Here is a 26,008-nt window from a genome sequence, read left to right as displayed (position 1 = left end):
GTCTTGAGTGATGCTGAAGACTTCAGGGCGGCTGCTGAAGCTGCTCTCCCTGCTGCAGACCCATCGCGACTGGTCCGGCGCCGAGCTCGCCGAACGCCTCGCGGTCAGCCGGCGCACCCTGCGCCGCGATGTGGAACGGCTGCGTGAGCTCGGCTACCCGGTGCACGCCACTCAGGGCACCGCCGGCTACCGGCTCGGCGCCGGGGCCAAGCTGCCCCCGCTGCTGCTCGACGACGATGAGGCCATCGCCGTAGCGATCGGGCTTCGCACCGCGGCGGGCGGCTCGGTCACCGGGATCGAGGAGTTCTCCCTGCGCGCACTCACCAAGCTGGAGCAGGTGCTGCCGTCCCGGCTGCGCCACCGGGTGAACACCCTGCAGACCGCTACCGTCCGGGCCGGCGAGGTCCCGGCACCCAAGGTCTCCGCGGACACGCTCATGGTCATCGCCGAGGCGTGCCGCCGACGGGAGCGGCTGCGCTTCGACTACACAAGCCCCCGTCGCGGCCACAGCATCCGCTCGGTCGAGCCGCACAGCCTGGTCAGCTTCGACCACCGCTGGTACCTGGTCGCCTGGGACACCGAACGCACCGACTGGCGCACCTTCCGTATCGACCGGCTCACCCCACGCCCTCCGACCGGCCCGCAGTTCACCCCTCGCGAACTCCCCGACGGCGACGTGGCGACCTATCTGACCCGCCAGTTGTCGTCGCGGACGTGGGCCTTCCAGGCCACCGTCACCCTGCACGAGCCCGCCGCAGCGGTCACCGACCGCGTCTGGCCCGGCATGGGCGCCGTCGAACCCGTCGACGATCACAGCTGTCTGCTGCACCTGGGCGCCGACACCCCCCGTGACCTCGCATGGATGATCACCTCGGTCGACGCGGACTTCACCCTCACCGACGCCCCACCCGAACTCGCCGACGCTCTGCGCACCCAGGGCGCCCGCTGCCTGAATGCCGTACGCGAGCTATAGGTCCCCATTTCGTGCGGGTGCCGCATTCAACTAGGCGGTGCACGAGGACACCGCCGCCCTGCAGATCGCCAAGCGCGCCGAGTACGCGGACCCGCTGCTGCGCATGAGTGTTTGGTCCATGGCCAAGCAGTTCCTCGTCATGCTCGTCATGCTCGCCGTGATCGCCCGCATCGCCTGGCGCGAGGCCCCCCGCGCCCTCGCTGTCTTCGCCTCGCTGCGCGTGTTCGTCGTCGGCGCGCTCGCGCTGATCGCGGCACCCCGCTGGCGGGGCGCGGTCGTCGTCATGCGGCGGGCGTACGCCTCCCGGCACGCGTGGATCGACCACGCGCGGGCCGTGGACGTCCTGACCTACCCGATCACGCCGGCCGACGCGACGCCGGAGCTGCGTGTCCACGGCGCCGGGCGCGTCCTGGTCATCCGGTACCCGTACCCGGGCGCGGAGAAGGACGCGCTGCGCGAGGTGTCGCTGACGATTCCGCCGGGCAAGGTCGCCCTGCTGTCCCGGAACGTACAGGCGTGGCCCGCGCTGGACCCTCGGGCGGAGATCGAGATGTTCGAGTCGCTGCACAAGCTGACCGGCGACGGCGGTACGCCACCACGACCACCGGGACGACGAAGGTCCCGCACCAGCGAGGGGGATGCGCATGAAGATCCGGAACTCGGCCAACGGGCTCGTCGTCCGCGACGGGCACGTACTGCTCCTGCGCGGGAACTGGCCGCAGCCGGACACCTACTGGCTGCCGGGCGGCGGCCAGGAACCGGGGGAGACCCTGCCTGCGTGCGTCGAGCGTGAGGTCTGGGAGGAGACCGGCGTCCGCGTCCGGGCCGCAGAACTCCTCCTCGTCCGCGAAAACATCCCCACCAACCACCCGGACGGGCCCTTCCCCCGCAGCCGCAGCCACCGCGTGGAGATGCTGTTCTGGTGCGACCTCGTCGACGAGCCCGAAGTCCTCGGCGGCACCGAGCCGGACACGGTGCAGGTCAGCGCAGAGTGGATGCCGGTGGACAAGCTCACCGGTCTGCGGTTCCTGCCCCTGTGGTTCGACGAGCGGCTGCCCGAGCTCATCGCCCTGGGGCAGAAGCGGGGCAGGCCGGGCGTCTACGCAGGAGATGTCGTCTGAACGCCGGCGAGTGATACGGGCCGGCCGCGGTCACGCCGTGGCAGGACCCGTACCAGCGGGGAGCGGATGGCAGCTCCCGGGCGGGTACTTCGAAGAGTAACGGGCCGCTGTGCGCTCGGGTGTCAGCCGGTACGCCGGTACGCCGGTACGGCGCCGGTACGGCGGTGGCGCCGTCATGCCGTTCGGCCGGGCTCCTCCCACGCCTTGCCCTCGGCGAACGCGAGCCAGTCCAGGTACCACTGGGCGAACGTCAGGCGCTGAGCGCCGGCGTGGGCCTGTTGGCCGCCGCACCGGACTTCCGCAAGGCGGCGGCGACCGGGCGACCGGACGACCGGGCGGGCGGACGACCGGGTTCGATTTCCGTGTACAGGTGCCTCATGCACGGCCCAGTTCGAGCAGCATTCCGCCTCGTCGATAGCCTGCGTCTTCATGATGCGCGCTTGGACCTTGCCGTTGCTGTTTGTACTCTGCGGGTCAGTCGTAGCGACTGGGCTGATCGTTACGGGGAACCCCGGCGCAGGCACGACACTTCTGCCGCTGTTTGTGCTGCTCGCAGGCGTGCACTCCCCTCTGGTCTTCCCGAGGTCGATCGGCGCACTGGAGGCACAACGCCGCAGTGCGGTCGACGACCGACCGGTCGTTTTCTGGCGGTCGGGCTGTAAGTACTGCCTGCGCCTGCGCATCCGGTTGGGCCGTAGCGCCCGTCAGTTGCATTGGGTCGACATCTGGCGCGACCCGGCTGGAGCGGCAGCGGTGAGGGCGGCCAACAACGGAAATGAGACCGTGCCGACCGTCGTCGTGGCGGGCCGGCCGCACGTCAACCCCGATCCTGACTGGGTGCGCGAACAGCTCTCCCCTCCCGCGTGATGAGGAGCGGTGCCATGGCGGGAAGGCATCCGTAAGCCCTGAAGATCAGCCCTCGCCGTGGGTGGGCTCGGCCACTTGACGTATCTCCCTTCACCGGAAGATCCTCCGTTCGTTCCCAACTCCTTTTCCAAATAGCAGTAAAATAGGAGAATTGCCCATGACTTCACCTGGCATAGGCCTGCCCGCGACCGCGACCATCTCCCGGCGGGGCGTCGGCCGGCTGTTAGGAGCCGCTGCGGCCACTTCGCTGCTCGGTGGCACGGGCCGGGCTGCCGCGTCCGAATCGGGTACCGCGGACCTGGTGTTCCACAACGGTGATGTGATCACGATGGACCCGAGGCGGCCGCGAGCGACGGCCGTGGCCGTCCGGGCGGGCAGGATCGTCTACGTGGGCCCGGACACCGGCGCCCGGGCGTTCGCCGGCAGAGGCACCGAGACGGTGGACCTGCGCGGCCGGACGCTGACCCCCGGCATCAACGACACCCACCTGCACGCCGCGGTATATCGGCTGAACCTCCCGCCGTACGCGCTCGATCTCGGCCCGGCCGCAGCGAAGTCCGTCGCCGACATCGTCGCCGCCGTGGCAGCCGAGGCCGGACGCACCCCGGCGGGGGAGTGGATCAGGGGCTCCGGTTGGAACCCCGCCCGGCTGGCCGAGAACCGGGAGCCGAACCGCGACGACCTCGACCGGGTGTCGCCCGACCACCCGGTCTTCCTCCAGGACAGCGGCTATCACGTCAGCGCGGTCAACTCCCGCGCCCTCGAACTCGCCGGGATCACCGACGTCGGGCCGGACGGGACCAGAAAACCCGGCGTCGACTACGACGCCAACGGGCGCCCCACCGGCGTACTGCGATACGGAGGGCAGGCGCTGGTCCAGCTGCTGCTCCCGCCCCGCACCCGGGAGCAGCGCAAGCAGGCGATCCAGGACGCGCTCACCCGCCTGCGGGCGGAGGGCATCACCAGCTTCACCGACCCCGGCCTCGGGCCCGGCGGCGACGGACTCGGCGGTGGCACCCAGGGCATCGAGACCCTCAACGCCTACGTGGACCTGGCCCGGGCCGGGGCCCTTGACGCCCGGGTGAGCGCGCTGTTCCTGCCTTGCTCCCAGTCCGGCGGATCCGCCGCCGCGGTCGACAAGGCGTTGCGCGAGTTCACGCCACCGGCCGGCGTCGACCCCCGCCGGTTCGCGGTGCGCGGGGTCAAGCTGTTCTCCGACAGCGGCGGTGACCTGCTGGTCGCCGGTAACACGAACGAGGAGCGGGCGGCCGAACTCGCCGAGATGGTCCGTATCGCCCATGCCGCCGGCTACCAGGTAGGGGTGCACTGCTACCGCTGGGTGCCCACCGTCGTGGACGCGTTCACCGCCGCCCTGCGCCGCCACCCGCGAGCCGATGCCCGTCACATCGCGATGCACGGCGCGTTCGTCCCGGCAAGCCTCCTGCCCACGATGGCCAGGTACCGGATCGGCCTCGGGCCGCAGGCACAGAGCTGGGCCAACGCGATCCACCGAGCGGCACAGGGACCGGCCGGCGACGCGTTCCTGCCGTGGCGCTCGGCGGTGGACGCCGGCGTGCCGCTCCTCGGCAGTTCGGACGCCCCGGTGAACGCGCCGAACTGGCGCGCAGGCGTGCAGGCCCTGGTGACCCGGCGCGGCACCTGCGGCGACGTGCACGGGCCGGAGCAGCGCCTGACCCTGGAACAGGCACTGGCCGCCTACACCACCGCCGGTGCCTGGCAGGACTTCGCCGAGAGCTGGAAGGGCTCGGTGAGCGTGGGCAAGGTGGCCGACCTGTGCGTGCTCGGCGGCAACCTGCGCACCACGTCCCCGGACGAGATCGCCGGTGTGCCCGTTGCCATGACCGTCTTCGACGGCCGGGTGGTCCACGAAGCCTGACGGCGATGGCGCCATGCCCGCCGCTGGTGTCCGTGTTCGCGATCACGATCGCGATCGCGAACGCGGACACCAGCGGCGGGTCCAACTCGCCATGGACTCAAGGTCGGTCATATAAGCCGATGTATCTTGTGAAGCTGGTTTTATTCCGATACATCGTGCATCGGGTCAAGCGCCGCGGGGGAGCCTGTCGAGGATCAGGCGGGAGAGTTCGGGTCGAGGGCCTTTGTCTGGCCTGCGCGCCGGTGACTGCGAGCAGAGCAACCGACGGCCCGGAAATGGACGACGGGAACCCGCCGCCGCTGTATCACTGGTCGCGGGAGTTCATCTACGACTCGTCCGTCTTCAACGAGATCGCCGGGGCCGCCCTGGGACTCTGCAGCTGTAGTGCGGGCGGAGAGCCCCGAATCGCGCGCCCGGTGCCCCGTACGCCGCACCCCGTGCCCCGTGCCGCGGAGTCGCTCTGTCGGTGATCGACCAGGTGTGGTCTCATGGCGTCGGCGACCGCTGCCGCTCATCCCCCGCCGGAGGACGACCCGTTCGCTGTGGAGGCGCGCGTGCTGATCGACGGATCGGGTTCTGTCCGTCCGGAGTCCGGCCTTCTGGCCGAGGCACGGAAGCTGCTGCCCGATGTCGTGGCGTTACGGCGCCGGATCCACAGCCTCCCGGAAGTGGGCGCGTACCTGCCCCGTACCCAGCAGGCGATCCTGGAGGCAGTCGACGGCCTGGGCCTGACGGTGACGCTCGGCAGGAAGCTGAGCTCGGTGGTGGCCGTGCTCGACAGCGGACGGCCCGGGCGGACTCTGCTGCTGCGCGCGGACATGGATGCCCTGCTGCAGCAGGAGAACACCGGCCTCGCCTTCGCCTCCCAGGTACCCGGTGTCATGCACGCGTGCGGGCACGACGCGCATACGGCAATGCTCGTAGGCGCCGCGCGGTTGCTCAACGCTCGCAGGGACCGGCTGACGGGGCGGGTGGTCTTCATGTTCCAGCCGGCCGAGGAGACCGGCGGCGGGGCCTTGCCCATGATCGAGGAGGGGCTGCTCACCCTGGCCGACGGTACGGCCGTCGATGCGGCGTTCGCCCTGCACATCAACGCCCGCAACGAGACGTGCACCGTCCACGTCCGGCCGGGCACGCAGTACGCCGCTGCCGACCTCGTACGAATCACCGTCAGGGGCCGGAGCGGGCACGCGGCCGGCCCTCACCGGGTGCTCGATCCGGTCCCGGTCGCCTGCGAGATCGTCCAGGCTCTCCAGACCATGATCACCCGGACTGTCGGCATCTTCGAGCCCGCGGTCCTCACGATCACCACGATCCGTGCGGGCAGCGCGTTCAACATCATCCCGGAGACCGCGGAGCTGTCCGGCACGTACCGCACGCTCTCCGAGGCGAGCCGCCGCACGGTGCGCGAGGGCATCACGCGCGTGGCCGAAGGGGTGGCCGCCGCCCACGGCATGACCGTCGCTGTAGAACTCCCCGAGGGCTACCCCACGGTGCAGAACGACCCCGCCTTCACCGCTCTGGTGCGCCGTGCTGCGGCCACCGCCCTCGGCCCCTCCCGCGTACATGAGCTCCCCCACCCCACGATGGGTGGCGAGGACTTCTCGTACGTCCTGCAGCGCGTCCCCGGCGCGATGGTGTTTCTGGGCGCCTGCCCGCCCGGCGGCGTGCCGGGGAAGGTACCGGACAACCACTCCGACCGCGTGCTCTACGACGAGGAGGCGCTGGCCGCCGGAGTCGCCCTGCACTGCGCGGTCGCCGAGGACTTCCTGCGCGGCGGAGGAAACGATGGCAACAAGGGGAACAAGGCCAAGAAGGGGAATAAGGGGAATAAGGTCAAGAAGGAAAATAAGGGAAAGGGCGAGCGCCGCGAGGCCATTGGGGTAGCAAGCACGGGCGACGGGGACTGAGGGCCGGCATCAGCCGGGAGGGTACCTCTGCTGCTCCCAAGACCTCTGTCTACCCCAGCAGCACTTCGTCCGGGCGAAACCCTGCACCAAGGCACGCGTTGTGACAGGCATGACCACAACGAGCAACAGGCACGGCGCGCGACGCGTCGGTGTCACCGCACCCGCTCTGGCCGCTGCCCTGTCCGCCGTCCTGTTCGTCGCCGTGCCGCTCGTACATGCGGCTCCGTCCGGGCCGCTACCGCCCGGGCCGACGGCCGCGCACAAGGGCATGTCCGGGGCCGCGCGACACGTGTACTACCCGAACGTGGACCGGATCGTGTGCGAGGTGAACAAGGAGCGGACGAAGCGGCGGCTGACCTCTCTGCTGATCTCGAACCCCGTCTCCGACGCGGCGCGCCGTCACGCCCGCGACATGGCGAGGATGGGGCGGCTCACCCAGGTCGGGAGTGACGGACGGGACCTGCGTGCCCGGCTGAGTGACGCGAACGTGTACTCGTCCCACATCCTCGAGTACCTCTTCCAGGGCTACGATCATGACGGCTACTTCGCGGACATGGCCACGGACCCGGACCCGGACAACAGCTTCTACAAGGCGCTGATGAGCCCGGACACGGTGGCGATCGGCATGGGTTACGAGAACCGATATTGGGACGTGGTTCTGGTCGGCAAGCACCGGAGGCTGGTCACCCGCCCGCCGTCGTGCGGGAGCGCCTGACCACGGCGTCCGGATGGCAGTCGCCGGCCCGGGCGGCGGCTCGTCCCGCGGTGCGGGCGCCGACGCACCGCCGTCGGAACTGCAGCCGGGAGCAGCTTCCTTCACCGCCTTCCTGGGGGTGCGAACTTCCTGGGGTGCGACGCGGCCCGTCGGCTGAATCCTGAATTCCGCCGGTGGGCCGCAGGGCCCCGTGCCCAGCTCGAGTATCCTCCGCGAGCATGACGCTTCCCCGCATCCGCCCTCCCTTCGCCGCGGACGAACGGACCCAGCTGCTCGGCTGGCTCGACACGCAGCGCGCGATCGTCCAATGGAAGTGCGAGGCGCTGTCCGAGGCCGACGCCCACCGGTCCGTACTGCCTGCCTCGCCCCTGATGACGATGGCGGGGATCGTCTCGCACCTGCGCTGGGTCGAGCACCTGTGGTTCGAGGTGCTCTTCCTCGGCCGCCCCGCCGAGGGACCACAGTTCGAGGGGCCCGACGACGCCGAGATGATGGTGGAAGGCATCCCGCTCGCCCAGCTCTTGAACGAGTACGAGCAGCAGTGCACGGTGTCGAACGAGATCGTGGCGGCCCATTCACTCGACGTGACCGGCCGGCACCCGGACTACCGCTCAGCCGGCGCGAGCCTACGGTGGATGCTGATCCATATGGTCGAGGAGACTGCCCGGCACGCCGGCCACATGGACGCTATCCGAGAGCTGCTTGACGGCCGCAAGGGCTACTACTGACAGCGCAGCGCAGCGCAGCGCTGCGCTGCGCTGCGCTGCGGCCGGTGGCGTGGGTCGGCCTCTGCTTGAGGCTCGGGGATGACAGGCGCCGCCGGCCATGCACCCACGGCCCCCCATCCGATCAGGACCCGGTTACGTCTCTGGGCGTGCGTCAAACGTATCCGGCCTGCTCAGGGGGCCCGGCGGGTGCCCAGGGGACAGACGGCCACGGTCTCGTACCGGGGACGTTCGCCGACGGCCCCGACCCCGCCCCCGGGCAGGTTGCTGCGCATCAGTTCCAGGCGCTCGACGCGCCACCGGCGGCCCCGGAACTCGGCCAGTTCCTCCGCGTACGGCCTGAGGTTCACATGCCCGGTGACGCGGGCGAGGGTGAGGTGGGGGCGGAAGGGCCGGGCGTCGTCCATGTGTACTCCGGCCTGCCGGGCCGCGGTGGTGGTGGAGCGGGCCAGACCCGCCAGGGTCTCCAGCGACCCGGTCGCCCCGACCCACAGGATCCGGTCGCCGAACCGGCCGCCGCCCGCGAACCGCAGCTCGTGCGCCGGGTGCCGGTGAGCGGCACGGGCGAGGCACTCGCCCAGCTCAGGAACCAGGGCCTCGTCGACCTCACCGAGGAAGGCGAGGGTGAAGTGCCACGTGGCGGGGTGGGCCCAGCGCAGCCGACCGTGCCGCTCGGGGAGGGCGGCGCGCAGCTGTGCCACTTCGGCCGCCAGCTCGTCGACGGCGGCCTGAGGGGGGATCACTGCGGCGAACAAACGCATGAGGCCAGTGTGACGCGCCCCGGACGCATTTCCTTGCGTCCGCAACGGCGCCGGTCCGTCAGACGACGGTGACCGAGGCCCCCGCTACGTCAGGGCACGCGCTGCCAGAGCCGGAGCCCGCAGTAGCGCGGATATCACGGGTGTCCTGCAGCAGGTCGTACAGGGTGCGCACCGAGGCCAGGCGGCCTTCTCGTCGGCCACGTGCACGGTGCAGGGCAGATTGGTAGTGTCCGCCGCCCGCTCCCGGCGACCGGCTCGCCCGCGGCGTTGTAGACGTAGACGCGGAAGCGCACCGCCGCGCCCTGCTGCTTCACGGGAACTCCTCGCCTCTGTTGCCGACCCGTGCCACCCCGGTCGCGGGGTGGCACGGGTTCGGTGGACGGCGGGCGGGCGGGGGGCGGACGGGCCGGTTCAGGTTTCAGTCATGGGGATGCCGTTGGCGTCTCTGCGGCGTGTGGCGGACGCCTGGTAGAGGCTCCTGGGGGCCTCGCCGATGCTGCCGCCTCCTCCCAGCGCACGGTGGCCCGGTCCAACGACGTGTGCTCCTTGTCCGTGGCGGACTGGAGCACCAGGCCTCGTCGTACGGGGTCGCTTGCGGGTCGCCGGGTGCGCAACCGATGGGCATCAGCTTGTGCTTGACGTGCCGACCGGTGCCGAAGGCGTACGGCAGCATGCTCCAGTAGGCGTGTCCTGCCGCTTCCGGGGCGCCGCGGAGCCACGACAAATTCGTTCACGCGTTCGATATCTGGCAGGATGTGGGGATGGCGATGGAACGTGAGGTCCCTTCGGGGTTCGGCGCCCATGATGCTGGGCTGTGGGGACCCGGGATCCCCGGTGATCTACTGAGGGCGAAGGCGCTGGTGTACGACCCGGGTGGGTTCACGTGCTCACGGCCGGTACCCGAAGCGGAGAGTGCTGAGTACGGGGCATGCGGATTCACGTTGGACGGGTTCTCGGTGAGATTCCGGGTGGCAAAGACGACCCCGACGAAGGTCGGTCAGTTCGTCACGGTCTGGAAGAGGTCTGTGAGTGGACCCATTCAGCCCTTCGACGCTGAAGATCCCGTTGATCTTTTCGTCATCAGCACCCGTGAGGGCGATCGGTTCGGGCAGTTCGTGTTCCCGCGGGACGTGCTGCGCGAACGAGGCATCTTGTCAACGAACGGTTCCGGCGGGAAACGGGCCTTCCGTGTTTATCCGCCGTGGGTGACGACCACCAACCGCCAGGCCCGCAGCACACAGATTTGGCAGGTGGAACACTTCCTCCAGCTGCCTGACGGCGAGACCGCCGACATTCCCCGCGCCCACGCCCACGCCCTCTATCACCCCCGACTGGCCTGAGCGGCCGGGCTGCCACGGGGGCGCAGCCCACTGGTTCCGTACGCGGTGAGAACTCTGAGCGCGGCACTCGCGCTGTCACCGCGGGCCCGCCCCCACCTCTGGCTCGCCTCCGGCCCATGTCCCGGCGGTCGGCGTATTCGCAGGGCTCACCGAACTTCATGGCGGTAAGTGTCATGGGCCGGCCGTCGAGCTCGGCGCCCGCGGCAGGCAGGTTGTAGAAGCCGGCGGCCTGTGCCTGGTCTGCGCGGACCTCGCTCAGACCCACAATGTCCGCATTGGATCAGGACGGGTCACTATCCGTATTCATGCGCGATCCGGAGCTCGGTGGCTCACACAGGGTGACGATGCGCGTACCGGATCGCCTCCTGTTGGCGGGCGCCGCACCCCGGAGGTGTCGTTGCGCAGATCAGAGGGATGCCCGCGAGGTCGCAGCAGTGGTCGTCGTTTCGGCTGGAACACATGCCGGAGCGCACCGCGTGTGAGCACCGTCGTCACACGTTGAGGTCATCACCGAACTCGACCACCGGCTCATCAGGCACGATGTGCATCGCCGCCTCTTCCGCGGACGCCGCCCCGCCGTCGATTCCCACATCCCGGGCGAAGACGTCGTTGCGCCGAGGGGGCATGGCGTCGATGGTGGCGGTGAGGCGCCCGGCGCGCTCGCCGCCGACCTCCTCGTCGATGGGCTCGCCCTCCCCGTCGGGCAGATCGCCAATGCCGTTCCCGCCCGTCACCGCGATGTCGGGGATCTCCTCGGCGAGCCTCTGGTCGAGGCTTTCACGCTCGCGTTGCTCGCGGGCCGTCGTGCCGTGGTGCCCCACGCCGAGCGGCTTCTCCGGGGGCGAATAGCCCATGTCCAGCACTTGGTCGTAGAGGTCGTCGTCGAGTGCGTTCTCCAGGTCCAGGTCACCAGGGTTGTCCCGGCGGTCGGACCGGGCAGGCTGGTAGACCTCGTCACCCATCAGGTCATCGGACATAGTGAGGCAGCCTCCTCCCGCACGGTTCCACGGCGACGGCCTACCTCCACTCTCCCCTGTATGGCCGCTTCGCGCTCTCCGGAGGCGACGGAGGTCGGATGGCTGCCACCCGGCATCCGGGCCGACCGTGGCTTTTCCGGGCCTGGCGCGTCAGGTTCCAGGGGGGCCGACTGGTCGTTGATGCCGTCCAGAATCGGGTGCCGGCAGAGACATCGCCGTAACCCAGAAGCTCCAGCCACCCGAGTTCTCCAGATCGGGGCGGTATCTGCCGTCGTGGCCTTCGGCCATGCGCCGGCCCGGCCGAAGGTGTTCCCCCAGACGCCGTCGGCGGCCGGGCGGCTGGTCAGGCGGGTGCCGCGGATCGGGTTGGTGGCCGCAACGGTGCCGTGCGCTCACCCGGCGTAGAACCCCGGGGCGATGTCGGCGGGGCCGGGCTGCCGCCGATCTTCAGGCGCAACATGGGCAGTGCGGGTTGAGCCCGGGCAGAGCGGTATGCGATCGCGGGCGAGTGGTCTCCCCACGGCTCGGGAGGTTCCGGGCACGGATGCCCCCGACGTCGTGGTCCTTGCCTCAGCCGGCCGGAACCGCCTCGGCCTCAGGCATGCCATCAGCGAGCACCTTCCCCTCGGCACCTACCTGCCCTCCCCAGGACAGGGCGCCCTCGGCATCCAGGTCCGCGAGAACGGCGAGGCGGCCGGACGTGCCGTCGGTCGCCTTGAACGCTGCGCCGAGCGGCCGGGACCGACTCGCGCCGCCTGGCCATGAGGGCGATGGTTCGTGTGCCCACACCGGCGTAGGCATCCCGGCCGGTACCGCTACCAGTACCGGAACGACCCGAGCGGCTACTTCCGCAAGTGTGTAGGCCCCATCTGGTCACCACCGCCGTAGAGTGCGGGGGCGAGCCCCCTCTTGGGGCAGGGAGCGGGTCGTCAGCGTCCTGCGCCGCCGGGAGCAGCCTTGCTGCCGGAAGGACGACGACAGGGGTACACGGTCGGGTATGAGTTTCGAATTCTGGGTCCTGATCTGTGGGGCGGCCCTCTTGCTGGCGGCGGCGGCCGGGGCCGCCGTGTTCCTGGCGGTCCGGCTCTTCCGGGCCCGTCGGCTGCTGCAGCAGGCAGGGGCACCTGAGGGCAGCAAGGTGGTCTTCTGGGGCGCCCTGCTCTATCTCATCTCTCCCCTCGACCTCATCCCCGACCCCGTCTATCTGGACGACATCGGCGTCCTGCTCCTGGCCTTGCGCTCGCTTCACGGAGCGGGCCTTCTTCTCCCGGGCCTCCGGCAGGCCGAGCGCCGCCGGCATCAACCACCTCGCCGAACACGCCGCGAGCAGATGAGCGCGAAGTCTCCAGTCAAGTAAGGCAAGTTGGCTGGGAAGGCGTCGTGACATCCTTGCGCTGAGCCTGGCCCGGCGGGGAGGGGGACATGCCCGTGACGGGTCCGCCGGGCCGGCGCATCTGGCACAGGGAGGGACCACGGTGGCCAGGGAGCCCGGAGCGCTCGACGACCTGTTCATGTACGTCGTTGATGAGCGCGAGATTCAGTTCGTCAGACACGCCGGTACAGAGGGCCTCGACTGGGGCGCCTACGACCGGGGCCGGTTCCTCGGCATGGTGCACTCCGTCACCACTGGGGGCCTTCCCCTGCCCGCCAGGCGGGCGCCTGTGATCTACGAGACCTGCCGGCCCATGTCGTACGGCACACCGGATGGCCGGGCGCGGGGGCCGGTCACGGGTCGATGGTCACTTGGTACGGCTCGTTCTCGAGGATGCGGTCGGCCTGCACCGCGCGGCCGAGCTCGCCGCCCGCAGCGGTGTTCACGTCGTTGGTGACGTGGGAGCGCACACAGGGCGCGTCCGTGGTGCCCCGCAGGGTCTTGACATCCTTGACACTCCACACACGCCTACCTCCTGGGGAAGGATGTCCACGCACAGGGCACCGATATTGCCGCCCTCCTTGGACTGGGCGAAGGGGAACTCATCACACGAGTCGTCCGGCACCAGCAGGGGGTCCCTCACGTCGGCCAGGTGCCCGTCGACGATGCAGCCGGGCTACTGGCCGACCATGGCGTCACAGCGCAGGGTGGGGCCGGCCCAGTCGGTGTTGACCGGCGGGAGGGGTGTCGTCGGCTGCCCGTCTGCGGGGGTGAGTCTCCCCGAAAAGTGGTATCCGGGCCGGGCCTTAGGGCCTGTTGGCCGCCGTCGCCAGGCCTCTGCGGTCGGAGCGAAGGGCGAACCACCCTGGAAGGGCTTCGCCGCATGCGGCAGGGAGCGTTCGGCCACGGGCGCCGGTCCCCTGGGCCGGGCTCGGGGTGGAGACGCGCAAGACCCCGCACGGAACCGGGGGGCCCGGGGGTCCACGCGCGGGGCCGCGCTCACGGGCAGGAGGCCGTCAGACTGCGGTCAGGGTGTACGTACCCGTACCGTCCTGCCTGCCGCTGGAGTACTGACGGATCAACTCCCCGTCCGCGTACCGGTCGTAGCCCATCATGGAGCCGGTGTACTTGTTCTGCAGGCCGATCTTCGTGCTGCCGGGTACGTCGCGGTAGATGTAGAACCGCTGGAGGTCGTCCTCCCCGCAGGTGGCCGTCGTCAGGTAGGCCTGCTCCCGGTTGGCGATGTCCGCCGGGATGGTCGCGCATCCGCCGTTGCCCCAGTTCCACAGGGACGCCTCGATGACCCCGTTGCGCTCCGTCACGTTGCACAGCCGCCAGTTGTCCAAGTGGGCGCTGAAGAAGGTGGATTCGCGCAGGCGGATGCCATCGTTGGCCAGGAGCGGTGCGCTCCAGTTCAGGGGCTTGCCGGGGACGTCGATCCTGTAGACGGCGGATTGGCAGTTCAGGGCGGCCTGCGCGCTTCGCCCGGTGGCCTTGGGCTGTTCGGCGGACGTGCCGCTGGTGGGAGCCGGGCGCTGCACGAGGCGGTCCTGCGTCTGCTTCGCTGTCGGGGCCACCGCACCCGCCGGGTGCTCGGCCTTCGCGGCGGGCGAGCCGCAGTCGAGGAGGCCTTGTGCCTTGGCCATGATGCTGTTGGAGGGCACCTTGTCCTGGCAGCGCACCGCGCCTTCTTCGAGGGTGGTGTAGGTGGTGAAGCTGCCGCTGCCGGGCCCCTCGATCCACTTCAGCGCCCAATTGCCGTCGCCCTGTTGGATGCGGTTGCAGTTGAGGCTTCCGTACGTTCCGGTGACCTTCTTGGTGCCCTTGTAGACGCCGTAGTAGCCGGGCCGTTGGAAGTTCCACGTGACCGAGTTCGACTCGCTGCTGGTGGTGGAGTAGTTGACCTGAACGTTCAGGCCCAGGCTCGCGCCGACGGTGCCGAGGGTTTCGACGGCGAAGCTGCCCTGGACGTTGCCGTTGAGGCCGACGGAGACCGAGATGGTGGTCTGAGTGCTGGTGGTGACGTTCTGGTAGCCGGTTGAGCCCTCGGTGACGTACCAGCCCTTGAAGTGGGTGATCTCCGGGGAGACTTCGGTCGTCTTGATGTACGGGTGGCGTGTGCCGAGGTCGGCCGCCGTGCAGGCGTCACCGGGCTTGATCCGCGTGGCCGTGGCGGACTTGGCAGGTGCGGCCGAGGCCGGTGAGACGGCGAGGCCCACGGTGGCTACAGCGGCCGAGGCCGCACAGGCCATGAGCGCTCTGCCTATGCGGCTGACGGGTCTTGTGGGGCGCATCGTTGCCCTTTCCCCCTGGTCGTGTGTGTCCGGTCAAGGGGTGAACGTAGCGGCCACGTGGTGGTGGCGTGAGCCCGCAACGGGCCAAAAATGATCGAGAGGGGCTTGTTCCGCCCCTGGCGCACACGGGCACCGGACCGGTTCCATCCCCAACGGACCCGTACGCCACCGAACAGGGAGACCACCCTTTGAAACATGTCATACGCCTGCTCGCGGCGATAGCCTCGCTCGCCCTCACCGCAGTCCTCCTCACCCTGGGCGTCTCACCGGCCGCCGCCGCACCACTATCGGCGGCTCCCGAGGGCCACGGCGCCTGCACGGCCACCACCCCCGGCTCCAAGCTCGCACGCCAGGGCGCGGCATGGACCTGCGTCAAGGAGCGGCCCGTCACCGCCGGGGATCTCGCCCGTATCCGCGCCCGCACCGCCGCTGTCCCCGGGGTCGCCGCCGCCCCCCAGGATGGCGTCGACCCCGGGGACGACCCGGATGCCAGCCCGGAGGCGCTGTGCACCTCCAAAAAACGCCAGGATGTCGTCTCCAACCGCCATGCCTACTGTATGCGGCACGGCATCGTGTACGTGCTTGAGAACCGCGCGGGTGACACGATCGGCACCGCCGAACTCCTGGTCACGGCCCGGTCCGCGCTGGACCCCAACAGCGTGACGTGGCAGGAGAACATCGCCGTCTACGCTGGCAAGTACGACGGTGTTTCCGCTGTGAGACTCGCTCTGTCGTCGTCGTGCACCTCGTGCATACCGGGGCCGCCCGCCTGGGGCGGCGGGGCCATCGAGCTGCGCGCGGGCACGGAGGACCAGACCGGACACCTCTCCTACGAGACCACTACCCGGGGCGGCGGCGAGCGCTCGCGCAGCATGATCGCCTACCAGAGCCGGACGGAGAGCCCCGACGCGGACTACCCCGTCATCAGCTATGGGCAGTGGGCGGGCCCCTCGGTGGCCTGTGACGGGCAGGTCGGCAATACCCCCGGCTGCATCGCCACCGAGAACCTGGCCAGGGTGGTCCTCAGCAAGTCCCAATACGGGGCCTCCGCAGTGGCCTACGAATGGGCGCAGAACAACCTGAGCGACAACAACGCCATGGGCACCGCAAAAAGACCGCTCACGCGTGACGGCGACAAGGCGAGGGCGGCCAGCAGGAGTTATTACACCTGTAAGGCTCCCCCGAAGCCCTTCGTAGCCGACCCCACCGTCGTGGACGATGAATGTGACGAGTTCCCCTTCGCCAGGACCCGCCAGGGCGGCACGCTCGGCTCCCTGTGCGCGGAGATCATCCCCCGCTACGTGGGCGGCGGCGCATGGCGCGTGGATGTCGTACGTGACGAACCGGTCGCGCCCTGCATCAGGGCCCATGTCCCCTCAGGCGAGAACCAGAACGCGGGGCGGTCCGTGGGCCGTCAGGTTCAGTCCGAGCGCATCCTCCAAGGCGAGGCGTACCAAGTGGTCATCACCCCCTAAGGACTGTCCGGTGGTTCACGAGCGAAGCCACAGGCGAAGAGCAGCAACGGCCACCGTGCCGTGGAAGACATAGCCCTCTTGTCGAAGCGCGTGGCCACGGCGCGGAAGCCCTTGAGCGCGTTGATCGTTCGCTCGACTTCGTTGCGGCGCTGGTAGATCGTCTGGTCGAAGCCGGTGGGTCGGCCGCCCGCGCTACCGCGGCGCCGGCGGTCGGCCCGCTGGTCCTTGCGCTGAACCTCCTGGAGGTGCTGGACCTTCACGGTCAGCTCGTCGTCCTCCTCGTCGGCCAGGCCGCTCAACAGGACTGCGGAGGTCGTCGCCTCCTCCGGGGTAGGTTTCAGGATCTCAGTGGTGGGATGGGCGAGCAGTACGGAGACGTCGACCTGCCGCACCCTGGCCGCAGCATCGTCGTCCACTGGTTCATCCGTGCCTCCGCAGTACGCACTCTCCCGACAGCGGCCTGGCCGCGAGGTCCGTGGTCAGCCGTCCCGCCCACAACAGGGCCATGAGCGGCGGACGGGCTTCTTCGGGCTCTCGGTCTCCGGCCAGCCGTCGCTCGGCGAGCGCCGGCTCCTCGCCGTCGACAACTTCCTGCCAGGCCCGTTCGAATTCGTCGGCGGGGACAACGCCGGGGTGCCGATAGGTGGCGAGGAACCTGATGTTCTCCGTCCCGGCCAGGCCGGTGCCTGCGCGATCTTGGGGTCTTGCAGGCGCGAGGCCGACTCGACGTTCACGATGCGCACCGTCCCCGGGCCCATCACCAGAAGGAAATCCGGAACGTGGCTGCGTACCTTGCCGTCGACCCGCGCCACCATGCGCAAGGGCTGGGCAAAGATGCCGCCGAGTAGTGCGCCATTCCGTGTACCGAACGAACCCGGCGCCACGGGTCCGACTCGTCGAAGTCCCTCAACCGCAGCAGGTTGAAGGGGGCTTCACGAGTCGAGCCGTCGGCGTACCGAATCGACGCCGTAGGAGCGTTGTGCTTGCCGCGGCCCATTCTCGGGCGCTGTACGGCCATACCCGTGCGGGGAGCACCGCCGCCGACCCCGTCCACCGTGACTCATCCCCGGGGCCCGGCCGGGCAAGGACCGGGCGGTGCTCTGACCGGCCGGGAGCCCGGCTGTAATTCGTTTGACCTGGGCACGGGGCAACGCTTCACTGTTGCGGGACACCGTGATCATGGTGCCGGTATTTCGAGGAGGCCGCGGCAACAATGGAGATCCGGCCTACGACCGACAAGGATCTCGACGTCTTCGTCGACACACTTCATGCCGCGTTCGGGCTCTTCCCGGAAACCCCGGCCGAGGGCGGCGGCGGACTCTGGTGGTCGGCGCTCGAAATGGACCGCAGCCTGCTCGCCATGACGGCGGGCGGGCGGGCCGTCGGCACTGCTGGTGCGTACTCCTTCGAGCTCACCCTGCCCGGTGAGATCCTGGCCCCGGTCTCCGGGGTGAGCTTCGTCGGGGTCCTGCCCTCGCACCGGCGCCAGGGCGTGCTCCGCGCGATGATGCGGCATCAGCTCGCCGAGCTACGAGCCCGCGGGGAATTCCTCTCCGTACTGCTGGCTTCCGAGTTCCCGATCTACGGCAGGTTCGGCTACGGACCGGCGACCTACGCGCAGCGGCTGACGGTGCAGCGCAACCAGGCCGCCTTCGCTCTGCCCCGGGCGCGTGGAACGGCCGGCGCCCCAGCGGCCGGATCGGACGCGGGCTCGGTCGAGCTGCTGCGGCGTGCCGAGTGCGGCGAGATCCTGGAAAGGGTCTACGACCGGTACCGCCGCGCGCAGCCCGGCGCGTTGTCACGGCCGCACCGCTGGTGGGCCTTGGGTGCGGGGCGGCCCCCGGTCTCTGCGGCGCCGCGATACATTGCCGTCCACCGGGACGCTGACGGTGTCCCGGATGGGTACGCCGGCTACTCGGTTGAGTCCGGCACCCTGACGGTCGACGAGATCATCGCCACCGACGATGCCGTCTTCACGGCCCTGGCCCGGTTCGTGCTCGGACACGATCTGGTCACTCGGGTCGTGTTCAAGAACCTCCCGCTCGAGTACCCGCTGCGCTGGCAGCTTGCGGACTTCCGTGCCGGCCAGGTGAGCGACGACGACTGGCTCTGGGTGCGGCTGCTGGACGTCCCGCGTGCGCTGACCGCGCGCGGTTGGTTCACCGACGGCGAGCTCGTCCTCGACGTCGACGACCCGTTCCTCGGCGAGCACGGCCGCTACCTGCTGACCGTCCGGGACGGCAAGGCCGACTGCGTCCCGACGGACCGTGCGCCCGACCTGTCCCTGGACATCAGCGACCTGGGCTCGGTCTACCTCGGCGGCACCGCCCCCAGCACGCTCGTGCGTGCCGGGCACATCGGGGCTCACCGTCCGGGCGCGGCCACCCTCGCTGACGCCCTCTTCCGCGCCGAGCGCCCGCCGCACTGCCTGCACTGGTTCTGACCGCGCGCTCGCCGACCCTGCACAAGTCTCGTCAGGCCCCTGGCCCGCCACTGCCGGCTCGTCCACGGGCGGGCAGTGGCGGAAATGGTTCGCCGACCTGGCCACGCTGCCATGGTGGAAGGAGGATGCCCATGTCCGAGCCGTCGGCGGCCCCGCCCGGGCCGACGGAAGCCGAGAAGGACATCCTCCATGACGCCGAGCAACGCCTGCTGCGCGACTGTATGGGGGCCGAGTGGGCACGCCAGCACGGCTACGGGAGTGACCTCGAGCGCCGGCGCGAGGAGACCCGGTGGAACGACCCCAATCAGCGGTACTTCCGCAGCCCGCAGCCGCCAACGGCGTCCGACCGGCCTGACGGCGAAGACGCTCGACAGCCTGCAGCTCACCCGTAGCATGCGGGGGCGTTGGGCGGAGGCCGAGCGTAGGCTGTACGGGGACCTCGGGGCATGGTTCCGCCGCCCGGCACTGATCCGTACGCCCGCCGGCCATCAGGACACTGGGACGTCACCGACCCGCACCACCCCGGCCACGTGGGCGCGGTCAACGCCGTGCTGGTGCCGCCCAGGTGCCGCCGCGGGATCGTCACGGTCGGCGCGGACCATACGGCACAGATCTGGCAGACCGACACCCGCCACGCGATACGCCGCGCCTGCGAGACGGCCCGCCCGCTCATCACCCGCCAGGCTTCCACGCTGACGCCAGCCGTTGCCTGCAGTTGCAGCTGAGCGAGTCTGCATGGGCAATCACTATGCTGCCGGGAGCCGCAGGTCCGGCGTGCGGGAAGCGACGGCCGGGCGCAAGCTGGTGGGGAGCGCTGACGGCTCAGCGTCCGGCGGCCGTCACGGCGCGGCGTCAGCCGACGGCCTTCACCCGGCGGTCCGCCTCTGCGTGGGCTCGCAGACCGGCGCTCCCCATTGTCCTGCGGGAAGCCTCTCCGGACAGAGGCCGATCGAGGCTCCGACGCTCGTTCGTCGAGAGTCCAAACCCTGCCCGCCGACCAGGCGCCCGTACCCGGTGGGAAAGGTGATCATCATGCCCGACCCCATGCCCAGCCCCATGCCCAGCCCCATGCACGCGCCCTCGGTAGAGCCCTTCGAGCCCGGTGCAGAGACCAGCGCGGAGCCGGCGGAGCACGGTGCCGGAATCAACGACAAACGGCTGGAAGGGCTGATCTCGGCAGCGCATACCGCCATGCCGGTGGAGCTTTCCGCACTGGTGGAGCGATGCGCCGCGGTGCTGGGCATGCACACTGCGCTGATCTACCTAGTCGACCTGCAGCAAAGACTTCTCATCCCGCTCGACGAGCGGTACGGCCCTCTTCCGGTGGACGGCTCCTCGGCCGGCTGGGCGTACCGCACGATGTCGCTTCGAGTGGCCGACGAGGAGGCCGGCGTGATCGTGTGGGTACCGCTCGTCGACGGTGCCGAACGGCTGGGAGTGCTCGCGGTTCGGTCCGCGACGCTCGACGGCCCCCGGCTGCGGCGAAGCCGGATACTGGCTGACCTGCTCGCGATGGCGATCACCTCCAAACGGACCTACAGCGACTGGCTGGTCGCCCGGACACGCATGGCCCCCATGCAGCTGCACGCCGAGATGCTGCGGGCCTTCCTGCCGCCGCGCACCATCGGCAACAGCGAGTGCGTCTCGACGGCGGTGCTGGAGCCGGCGTATGAACTCGGCGGTGACGCCTTCGATCATTCGGTGGTCAAAAACATTCTGCACACGGCCATTTTCGACGCCATGGGTCACAACCTCGCCTCGGGGCTGACCACCTCGGTCGCCCTCGCAGGCGCACGCAATGCCCGCCGTAGCGGAGCCGATCTGCCCGAGCTGGTCGACACCGTCGACCAGGCGCTTGCCCAGTGGCTCCCGGAGCAATTCTGTACGGGTGTTCTCTGCGAGCTCGACGTGACCACGGGGGCCTTGCGGTGGATCAACTGCGGCCATCCGCCACCGCTGCTGCTCCGCAACGAGCGGGTCATCGACCATGCCCTGGTCAAGCCCCCGCAGCCACCGATGGGGCTGCCCTTGCAGCTCGCACCGATCAGCCGGGACGTGCACGAAACGGCGCTCGAACCCGGTGACCGGGTCCTCCTCTACACAGACGGTGTGACGGAAGCGCGCAGCGAAGGGGGAACGGAGTTCGGACTCGAACGGTTCACCGACTTCATCATCCGCTCCACAGCCTCGGGCCAGCGTCCGGCAGAAGTGCTGCGGCTGCTCATCCACGCGATCCTCGACCACCAGCGCAACGACCTGCGGGACGACGCGACCATCCTGCTCTTCGAATGGCGGCCGCAGCAGCGCTGAAGACGCACCGCCGCCCTCGTCACTGCCGCAGTGCGTTCCTCGCGTGCTCTGCAGCCAGCTTCGCGTCCGCCTTGGCCTGCTCCGCCTTGCCCCGGGCCCGCTTGGCGTCGTTGCCCGTGGCGGAGCCGGCGGTCTCCTCGGCCTTGCCCTTGATCTTCTCGGCTGCGTGCTTTGCCTTCTTCCTGGCGCTCATCGATGCCTCCAAGGTGCGCTCGGCATTCGGACACTCTCGCGCCTTCCTCGTACGGGCATCGGTAAACGCGCTAAGGAGGAACGTCGTCCGGTTCGCGATCTGCTCCGGATGGCCCAGTACGAGGGCTGAAGGGGGTGATCCGCCGGTTGGCGGGGTATGCCTGGGGATTTTACGGGCATGGGGTGCGGTCATGAGGATGAGGAAAAGGAATGGAACGCAGGTGGAGCGCCGGGGCCGGGTAGTGCGCGTGGTGTGTGCGGTGGCGGTCACGGCGGCGGTGGTGAGCGCGTGTGGTGACGACGGTGACGGGGGAGGGGGTGACGGCGCGACCGCTACCGTCTCGGTGTCGCCCCCGTCCTCTCCGTCACCCTCGCCCTCGCCCACCGGTGTGCAGACGTCGCCTTCCCCGGGTGGTACCGAGGGAATGACCGAGGATCAGGCCGAGCGCAAGGCGCTGGTGCCCGCGGCGAAGGTCGGGTACGACCAGGCGGCGAAGTCGGCGGTCGGCAAGGTGTCCGGCAGCAAGCTGGTGGACATCGACCTGAAACGCTCGGCCGGAGGCGCGCCTGAGTGGCACGCGAAGGTCGCCGCCGCCGACGGCACGGAGAACGACGTCGTCGTCGACGCGGTTTCGGGTGAGGTGACCTCGTCCGGCCCGGAGGCGGACCAGGATGCCGAGGACAAGCGGAAGACAGCCGACCGGCTGGGCAAGGCCAAGGTCTCCTGGCAGGACGCCGCCTCGACCGCGCTGGGCCGGAAGAAGGGCACGATCACGTCCCTCGGCCTGGACGACATGGACAACGGCACCCTGGTCTGGTCCGTGGACGTCGTGACGACGAACGACTGGAACAAGACGACGTACGACGTGGGCGCGGCCGACGGCAGCGTCAAGCGCGAGCACGTCGACCGCGACTGAGCCCGCCGGCGGCGGCGCTCGCGCGTCTCACCGTCGAAGCCGAACGGGCAGGCGTTCCCAAGGCCGTCGGGGCATTTCCCCTGCCTTGCGGACAGGCGGCCGTCTGACAGACCACACCAACCGCACCAAAGGCACTAACCGCACCAACCGCACCAAGAGGCTGCGAGCCGGCGCCGCACCGCCCGCCCGCCCGCCGGACCGCAGCACACGACCCGCATGCGACCTGCTCCGGAAGCCCGTCAGCTGCTCGCGTAGACGTCCTCGACGTAGCGGCCCTCGGCGACCGCGGCCCGCCACCACTCCTCTGCAGCGGCGGCGTCGCCGCCCGTATGCCGCGCATGGAGCTGCTGGAAGGCGTCCCGCACGCCGGGGGCCATCCGGCTGCCGTCGCCGCAGACGTACACCTTCGCTCCGGCTTGCAACAGCCGCCACACCTCCACGCCCTCCGCTTCGAGCCGGTGCTGGACGAACAGCCGTCCCTCCTCGGGCGCCTTGGAGAAGACGGGGCGCATGGAGACCGCTCCGGCCTCTTCGGCGGCCTCCAGTTCGGCACGGTGGAGGTAGTCCACGTCCGGGTGGTCGCAGCCGAAGTAGCACAGTGCGGGCGCGAGCGGCGTGCCCCGGCGGGCCAGGGCCAGGCGGTCGGCGATGGCACCCCGGAAGGGGGCCAGGCCCGTACCGGCGGCGACCATGATGACGGGGGTCTGCGCGTCGTGACGGATCCGGAAGGCGTCCCGGCACGGCTGCACGCGTGCGTACACCGTGTCGCCGCTCCGCACCCGGTGCAGATACGACGAGCCGGTGCCTTCGAAGGTGCCCCTGCCGGAGCGTGCGGGGGCGCGTAGCTGCGAGACCATCAGGTCCGCGTGACCCGCGTGATCCGGGCCGGTGGCGGGGGAGGAGGAGATGGAGTAGTGGCGGGTGCGCATCGGGGGCAGCAGGTCGAGCAGCAGCGGCCAGCCGATTCGGCTGCGCAGCGCCGGGTATTGCTCGGCGAGGTCGAGCAGCCGGTGGCGGGGGCCTGACGGCTGCCGCTCGGAGCCGGTGGCCAGCTGCCGCAGGGCCGCCTGCTCGGGCGGGCAGGGATTGAGGTCTGCGAGCCGGGCGACCTGCTCGGTGGTGAGCGGGTGCTGCAGTTCCACGTGGTGGGTGAGCAACTCGCGGACGGTGACCGGGCGATCCAAGTGCAGGCCGGAGCGGCTGGAACCGCCTGAACCGCCTGAACCGCTTGAACGGCCGGAACCGCCTGAACGGCCGGTGCGCCGGGCGCGGATGCTGAGCACCGCGTCGGAGGCGAGGCCGAGAGCGGTGATGGCGCGTTCGACCAGGGCGGGGTCGTTCTCGGGCATGACGGCCAGGTGGTCGGCGGTACGGTAAGCGACGCCCTCGGGCAGCGCGAGGCGCACGAACTTCTTGGAGCGGCCGAGGGGGTGGGCCAGGTCGGCGAGGTCCCCCGTCGCGGTCACGGTCATCGGGACCAGACCATGGCGGGAGGCCAGCACGTCGAGGGGATCGCCGGTGATCTCGGTGACGTCGTAGGCGCGCCCGGCCGGGTCCTCGTGGGAGTCCTCGGGCCCCGTGCCGGCGCCCGGGTCTCCGTACGCCGTGAGCAGGGCGCGGCGCAGCGCGGCGGTGAAGCGCGCGAACGATCCCGCGAGGTCGCCCGAGGCGTCGGCTGCGTGCCGTTCCACGAGCCTGATCCCACCCAGTCCGGCCAGGCGGTCGTCGATGGCGGTGGGAACGTGCTGGTAGGTGGCCGCCCAGTTGCGATCGCCGACGCCCAGAACCGCGTAGGGCACTGCGTCTGCGGCCCCGGGTTCCGCGCCGGCCAGCCAGGAGGTGAAGGCCTTGGCGTCGTCGGTCGGCTGCCCGTTGTAGGAGGCGGCCACGATGACGAGGGGAGCGCCTGCGGGCAGGGCTCCCGCGATCTTGTCGAGGGGTACGGCCTCCGTGGCGAAGCCGAGGTCGCCGAATGTCCCGGCGAGGTCCTCGGCGAACTCGCGGCAGGTGCCGAAGTTGGAGCCGTACGCGACGGTCAGCGCGGTGCCCGCCGCGGCCCTGGCGGGCAGGGCACCAGACTCCGGCTGCCCCTCGGCCCGGTCCGTGCGCGTGGCGCCGCCGGCGAGTCCGCCGAGGGCTTCGCGTACCCGGTCCCGGTCTTCGGCGGTGCGGTGCGCCAGGGCCAGGGTGAAGCCGTCGGGCTTGAGGGTGAGGGTCTCCTTGACGTCGAGGGTGTAGCCGGCGTGGTCGAGGAAGCGGTAGCGGTGGATGAGCAGGGCCAGCAGCATGGTGGCCTCGTGCATGGCGAACTGCCGCCCGATACAGGCTCGTTCCCCGGTGCCGAAGGGCTTGTACGCGTTCGCGGGACGGGCCGCCTCGGCGGCGGGCGCGAAGCGGTCCGGGTCGAACTCCTCGACGTTGTCGCCCCATACCGGATCGCGGTGCAGCATCGGGGTGAGCACGGTCAGCCGTCGGCCGGCCGGGACGGGGTACCTGCCGCCGATGACGGTGTCGGCCACGGGTGCGCGCTCGAAGGCCGCGGCGGTCGGCCAGAGCCGCAGGGTCTCGCTGAGGACCTGCCGTACGTAGCGCAGCCGGCCGATGTCCTCGAACGCGGGCTGCGGATCCGCATCGTCGCCCCACAGCGCGTCGACCTCGGCCTGCGCCAGACGCAGGGCGACCGGGTTCTTCATCAAGTGGTAGAGGGCGAACGAAAGGGTGCCGGACGTGGTCTCGTGGCCGGCGATCAGGAAGGTGATGACCTGGTTGCGGACGTTGGCCTCGTCGAGGGGTTCGCCGTCACCGGGGTGACGTGAGTTCAGCATCAGCCCCAGCAGGTCGTCGGCGGAGCTGTTCTCCCCGGCGGCCCGGCGTCCGGCTATCACCTCGTCGACGACCTGTGCGAGATAGGCGGTGTCCGCACGGAAGGCCCGGTCCTCCTCCGCGGTGTCCTCGCCCGGGGTCCTCCCCAGAGCGGCCTGGCTGTGGCTGAGTGCCCGTACGAGCGCCTGTACGAAGGGGTGGGGCTCGGCGCGGGCGAAGGACTGGAAGTCGTAGCCGAAGCCCGCGAGGCCTATGGTGTCGAGCGTCATCCGGGTCATGTCCGCCGACACGTCCACAGGCCTGTCGTGGGCGAGATGCGCGTCCCAGGCGCTGATCATCCGCCGCGCGGCCTTCAGCATGACCGGGTGGTACGTGCGCATCGAGCCCATGGCGAAGGCGGGCAGCAGGATGTCGTGGGCCTTGGCCCAGTTGGGCTCGTCGTTGTAGGCGGTGAACAGGCCGTCGGCGGCGACCTCGCGGACGTTCTCCAGCGCGGGGCCGATCACCTTGGCGAACCGTGTCTCGTCCGAGAGCTCGTCGACGAGTTCGTACGAGGAGATCAGCACCGTCTCGCGGCTGTGGAAACGGCGCCGGAAGGCGGGGCCGAACTCACGGGCGAAGGCCATGGCCTGTTGGACGGGCCTGTCGGTCAGACCCGTATCCGACACGTCGACGACGGGCAGGTCACGCATGGGCTCTCTCCTCTGACGGGTGATAGTCCGGCCTCCGGCGGGTGGTGGCCCCGACCGGTGCGTCCACGATTCCGCCGCACGCGGGCCGGCCTGCGGCCGGAACTACGATTTCTTGTAGCGTCTTGGCCGTGCCGCGGCGTGCGCGCTATGGCACGACTGTGGTAAGCGGCGCCTGCCGGTGGCTGAGCGGCGCGCCTGCCGGGG

24 protein-coding genes and 1 pseudogene are annotated in these 26,008 nt (G+C 70.2%); 17 read left to right on the top strand and 8 right to left on the bottom strand.

The window, feature by feature from the left end; all coding sequences use genetic code 11:
- Nucleotides 1–10: 10 nt before the first annotated feature.
- The 8 genes from FGW37_RS00780 (at nt 11) to FGW37_RS00750 (ending at nt 8,211) form a co-directional block, all read left to right on the top strand.
- On the top strand, nt 11–973 hold the full coding sequence (locus FGW37_RS00780; protein WP_179079253.1) for a helix-turn-helix transcriptional regulator: 963 nt from the start codon (nt 11–13) through the stop codon (nt 971–973).
- Between the two features lie 37 nt (nt 974–1,010).
- On the top strand, nt 1,011–1,766 hold the full coding sequence (locus FGW37_RS33070; protein ID WP_246430192.1) for an ABC transporter ATP-binding protein: 756 nt from the start codon (nt 1,011–1,013) through the stop codon (nt 1,764–1,766).
- The gene (locus tag FGW37_RS00775) at nt 1,669–2,094 is read left to right on the top strand and encodes an NUDIX domain-containing protein (protein WP_246430705.1); all 426 of its coding nucleotides are present in this window, start codon (nt 1,669–1,671) and stop codon (nt 2,092–2,094) included. The genes FGW37_RS33070 and FGW37_RS00775 overlap by 98 nt, the downstream gene beginning before the upstream one ends.
- Nucleotides 2,095–2,523: 429 nt before the next feature.
- The gene (locus FGW37_RS00770; protein WP_179079251.1) at nt 2,524–2,961 is read left to right on the top strand and encodes a glutaredoxin domain-containing protein; all 438 of its coding nucleotides are present in this window, start codon (nt 2,524–2,526) and stop codon (nt 2,959–2,961) included.
- A 157-nt stretch (nt 2,962–3,118) separates the two neighbouring features.
- Nucleotides 3,119–4,858, top strand: coding sequence for an amidohydrolase (locus FGW37_RS00765; RefSeq protein ID WP_179079250.1), 1,740 nt, complete (start codon nt 3,119–3,121; stop codon nt 4,856–4,858).
- Nucleotides 4,859–5,346: 488 nt separating this feature from the next.
- On the top strand, nt 5,347–6,768 hold the full coding sequence (locus tag FGW37_RS00760) for a M20 metallopeptidase family protein (protein ID WP_179079249.1): 1,422 nt from the start codon (nt 5,347–5,349) through the stop codon (nt 6,766–6,768).
- 109 nt (nt 6,769–6,877) lie between these two features.
- Nucleotides 6,878–7,483 carry a CAP domain-containing protein gene (locus tag FGW37_RS00755; RefSeq protein WP_179079248.1) on the top strand — a complete coding sequence of 202 codons (606 nt, stop codon included), beginning with the start codon at nt 6,878–6,880 and terminating at the stop codon, nt 7,481–7,483.
- Between the two features lie 218 nt (nt 7,484–7,701).
- The gene (locus FGW37_RS00750; RefSeq protein ID WP_179079247.1) at nt 7,702–8,211 is read left to right on the top strand and encodes a DinB family protein; all 510 of its coding nucleotides are present in this window, start codon (nt 7,702–7,704) and stop codon (nt 8,209–8,211) included.
- A gap of 170 nt (nt 8,212–8,381) precedes the next feature.
- Here the strand turns inward: FGW37_RS00750 and thpR are convergent, their stop codons facing one another.
- The gene (gene thpR / locus FGW37_RS00745) at nt 8,382–8,969 is read right to left on the bottom strand and encodes an RNA 2',3'-cyclic phosphodiesterase (RefSeq protein WP_179079246.1); all 588 of its coding nucleotides are present in this window, start codon (nt 8,967–8,969) and stop codon (nt 8,382–8,384) included.
- A 767-nt stretch (nt 8,970–9,736) separates the two neighbouring features.
- Between thpR and FGW37_RS00740 the strand changes: the two genes are divergently transcribed.
- Nucleotides 9,737–10,309 carry a MepB family protein gene (locus FGW37_RS00740; RefSeq protein ID WP_179084422.1) on the top strand — a complete coding sequence of 191 codons (573 nt, stop codon included), beginning with the start codon at nt 9,737–9,739 and terminating at the stop codon, nt 10,307–10,309.
- Between the two features lie 491 nt (nt 10,310–10,800).
- Here FGW37_RS00740 and FGW37_RS00735 read toward each other — a convergent pair whose 3' ends face one another.
- Nucleotides 10,801–11,286 carry a DUF5709 domain-containing protein gene (locus FGW37_RS00735; RefSeq protein ID WP_179079245.1) on the bottom strand — a complete coding sequence of 162 codons (486 nt, stop codon included), beginning with the start codon at nt 11,284–11,286 and terminating at the stop codon, nt 10,801–10,803.
- Between the two features lie 417 nt (nt 11,287–11,703).
- On the opposite strand from FGW37_RS00735, the gene FGW37_RS33960 reads away from it, so the two are divergent.
- Nucleotides 11,704–12,051, top strand: coding sequence for a hypothetical protein (locus FGW37_RS33960; RefSeq protein ID WP_179079244.1), 348 nt, complete (start codon nt 11,704–11,706; stop codon nt 12,049–12,051).
- A 232-nt stretch (nt 12,052–12,283) separates the two neighbouring features.
- Nucleotides 12,284–12,643, top strand: a complete 360-nt coding sequence (locus tag FGW37_RS00725; protein ID WP_179079243.1) for a YkvA family protein — start codon at nt 12,284–12,286, stop codon at nt 12,641–12,643.
- Between the two features lie 368 nt (nt 12,644–13,011).
- On the opposite strand, the gene FGW37_RS00720 is transcribed toward FGW37_RS00725, so the two are convergent.
- From FGW37_RS00720 to FGW37_RS00715, 3 genes are all read right to left on the bottom strand, one after another.
- A complete protein-coding gene (locus tag FGW37_RS00720; protein WP_179079242.1) occupies nt 13,012–13,182 on the bottom strand; it encodes a hypothetical protein in 171 nt (56 codons plus the stop codon).
- A complete protein-coding gene (locus tag FGW37_RS34045) occupies nt 13,101–13,283 on the bottom strand; it encodes a NucA/NucB deoxyribonuclease domain-containing protein (protein WP_425506468.1) in 183 nt (60 codons plus the stop codon). Before FGW37_RS34045 ends, FGW37_RS00720 begins: the two co-directional genes overlap by 82 nt.
- 391 nt (nt 13,284–13,674) lie before the next feature.
- A complete protein-coding gene (locus tag FGW37_RS00715; RefSeq protein ID WP_179079241.1) occupies nt 13,675–14,952 on the bottom strand; it encodes a hypothetical protein in 1,278 nt (425 codons plus the stop codon).
- A gap of 188 nt (nt 14,953–15,140) precedes the next feature.
- Between FGW37_RS00715 and FGW37_RS00710 the strand changes: the two genes are divergently transcribed.
- Complete coding sequence (locus FGW37_RS00710) at nt 15,141–16,427, top strand: NucA/NucB deoxyribonuclease domain-containing protein (protein ID WP_179079240.1); 1,287 nt, start codon at nt 15,141–15,143, stop codon at nt 16,425–16,427.
- A gap of 15 nt (nt 16,428–16,442) precedes the next feature.
- Here FGW37_RS00710 and FGW37_RS00705 read toward each other — a convergent pair.
- Nucleotides 16,443–16,654 (bottom strand): annotated as a pseudogene (locus tag FGW37_RS00705) (IS5/IS1182 family transposase); the annotation flags it as partial.
- 986 nt (nt 16,655–17,640) lie between these two features.
- Between FGW37_RS00705 and FGW37_RS00700 the strand changes: the two are divergent.
- From FGW37_RS00700 to FGW37_RS00685, 4 genes are all read left to right on the top strand, one after another.
- Entirely contained in the window at nt 17,641–18,870 is a 1,230-nt protein-coding gene (locus FGW37_RS00700) for a GNAT family N-acetyltransferase (RefSeq protein ID WP_179079239.1), read from the top strand.
- Nucleotides 18,871–19,001: 131 nt separating this feature from the next.
- Complete coding sequence (locus FGW37_RS00695) at nt 19,002–19,262, top strand: hypothetical protein (RefSeq protein WP_179079238.1); 261 nt, start codon at nt 19,002–19,004, stop codon at nt 19,260–19,262.
- A 54-nt stretch (nt 19,263–19,316) separates the two neighbouring features.
- The gene (locus FGW37_RS00690) at nt 19,317–19,595 is read left to right on the top strand and encodes a hypothetical protein (protein WP_179079237.1); all 279 of its coding nucleotides are present in this window, start codon (nt 19,317–19,319) and stop codon (nt 19,593–19,595) included.
- A gap of 466 nt (nt 19,596–20,061) precedes the next feature.
- Entirely contained in the window at nt 20,062–21,180 is a 1,119-nt protein-coding gene (locus FGW37_RS00685; RefSeq protein ID WP_246430704.1) for a PP2C family protein-serine/threonine phosphatase, read from the top strand.
- Nucleotides 21,181–21,199: 19 nt separating this feature from the next.
- On the opposite strand, the gene FGW37_RS00680 is transcribed toward FGW37_RS00685, so the two are convergent.
- Nucleotides 21,200–21,373, bottom strand: coding sequence for a CsbD family protein (locus FGW37_RS00680; RefSeq protein WP_179079236.1), 174 nt, complete (start codon nt 21,371–21,373; stop codon nt 21,200–21,202).
- Between the two features lie 424 nt (nt 21,374–21,797).
- Between FGW37_RS00680 and FGW37_RS00675 the strand changes: the two genes are divergently transcribed.
- On the top strand, nt 21,798–22,289 hold the full coding sequence (locus tag FGW37_RS00675) for a PepSY domain-containing protein (RefSeq protein ID WP_246430191.1): 492 nt from the start codon (nt 21,798–21,800) through the stop codon (nt 22,287–22,289).
- Nucleotides 22,290–22,528: 239 nt separating this feature from the next.
- On the opposite strand, the gene FGW37_RS00670 is transcribed toward FGW37_RS00675, so the two are convergent.
- On the bottom strand, nt 22,529–25,804 hold the full coding sequence (locus tag FGW37_RS00670) for a cytochrome P450 (RefSeq protein WP_179079234.1): 3,276 nt from the start codon (nt 25,802–25,804) through the stop codon (nt 22,529–22,531).
- Nucleotides 25,805–26,008: the final 204 nt, after the last annotated feature.

Origin of the sequence: Streptomyces rectiverticillatus (assembly GCF_013394065.1) — a bacterium.
GTDB classification, from domain to species: Bacteria; Actinomycetota; Actinomycetes; order Streptomycetales; family Streptomycetaceae; genus Streptomyces; species Streptomyces rectiverticillatus.
The sequence above is the reverse complement of the archived record's forward strand: the minus strand, read 5'-3'. Positions and strand labels throughout refer to the sequence as shown.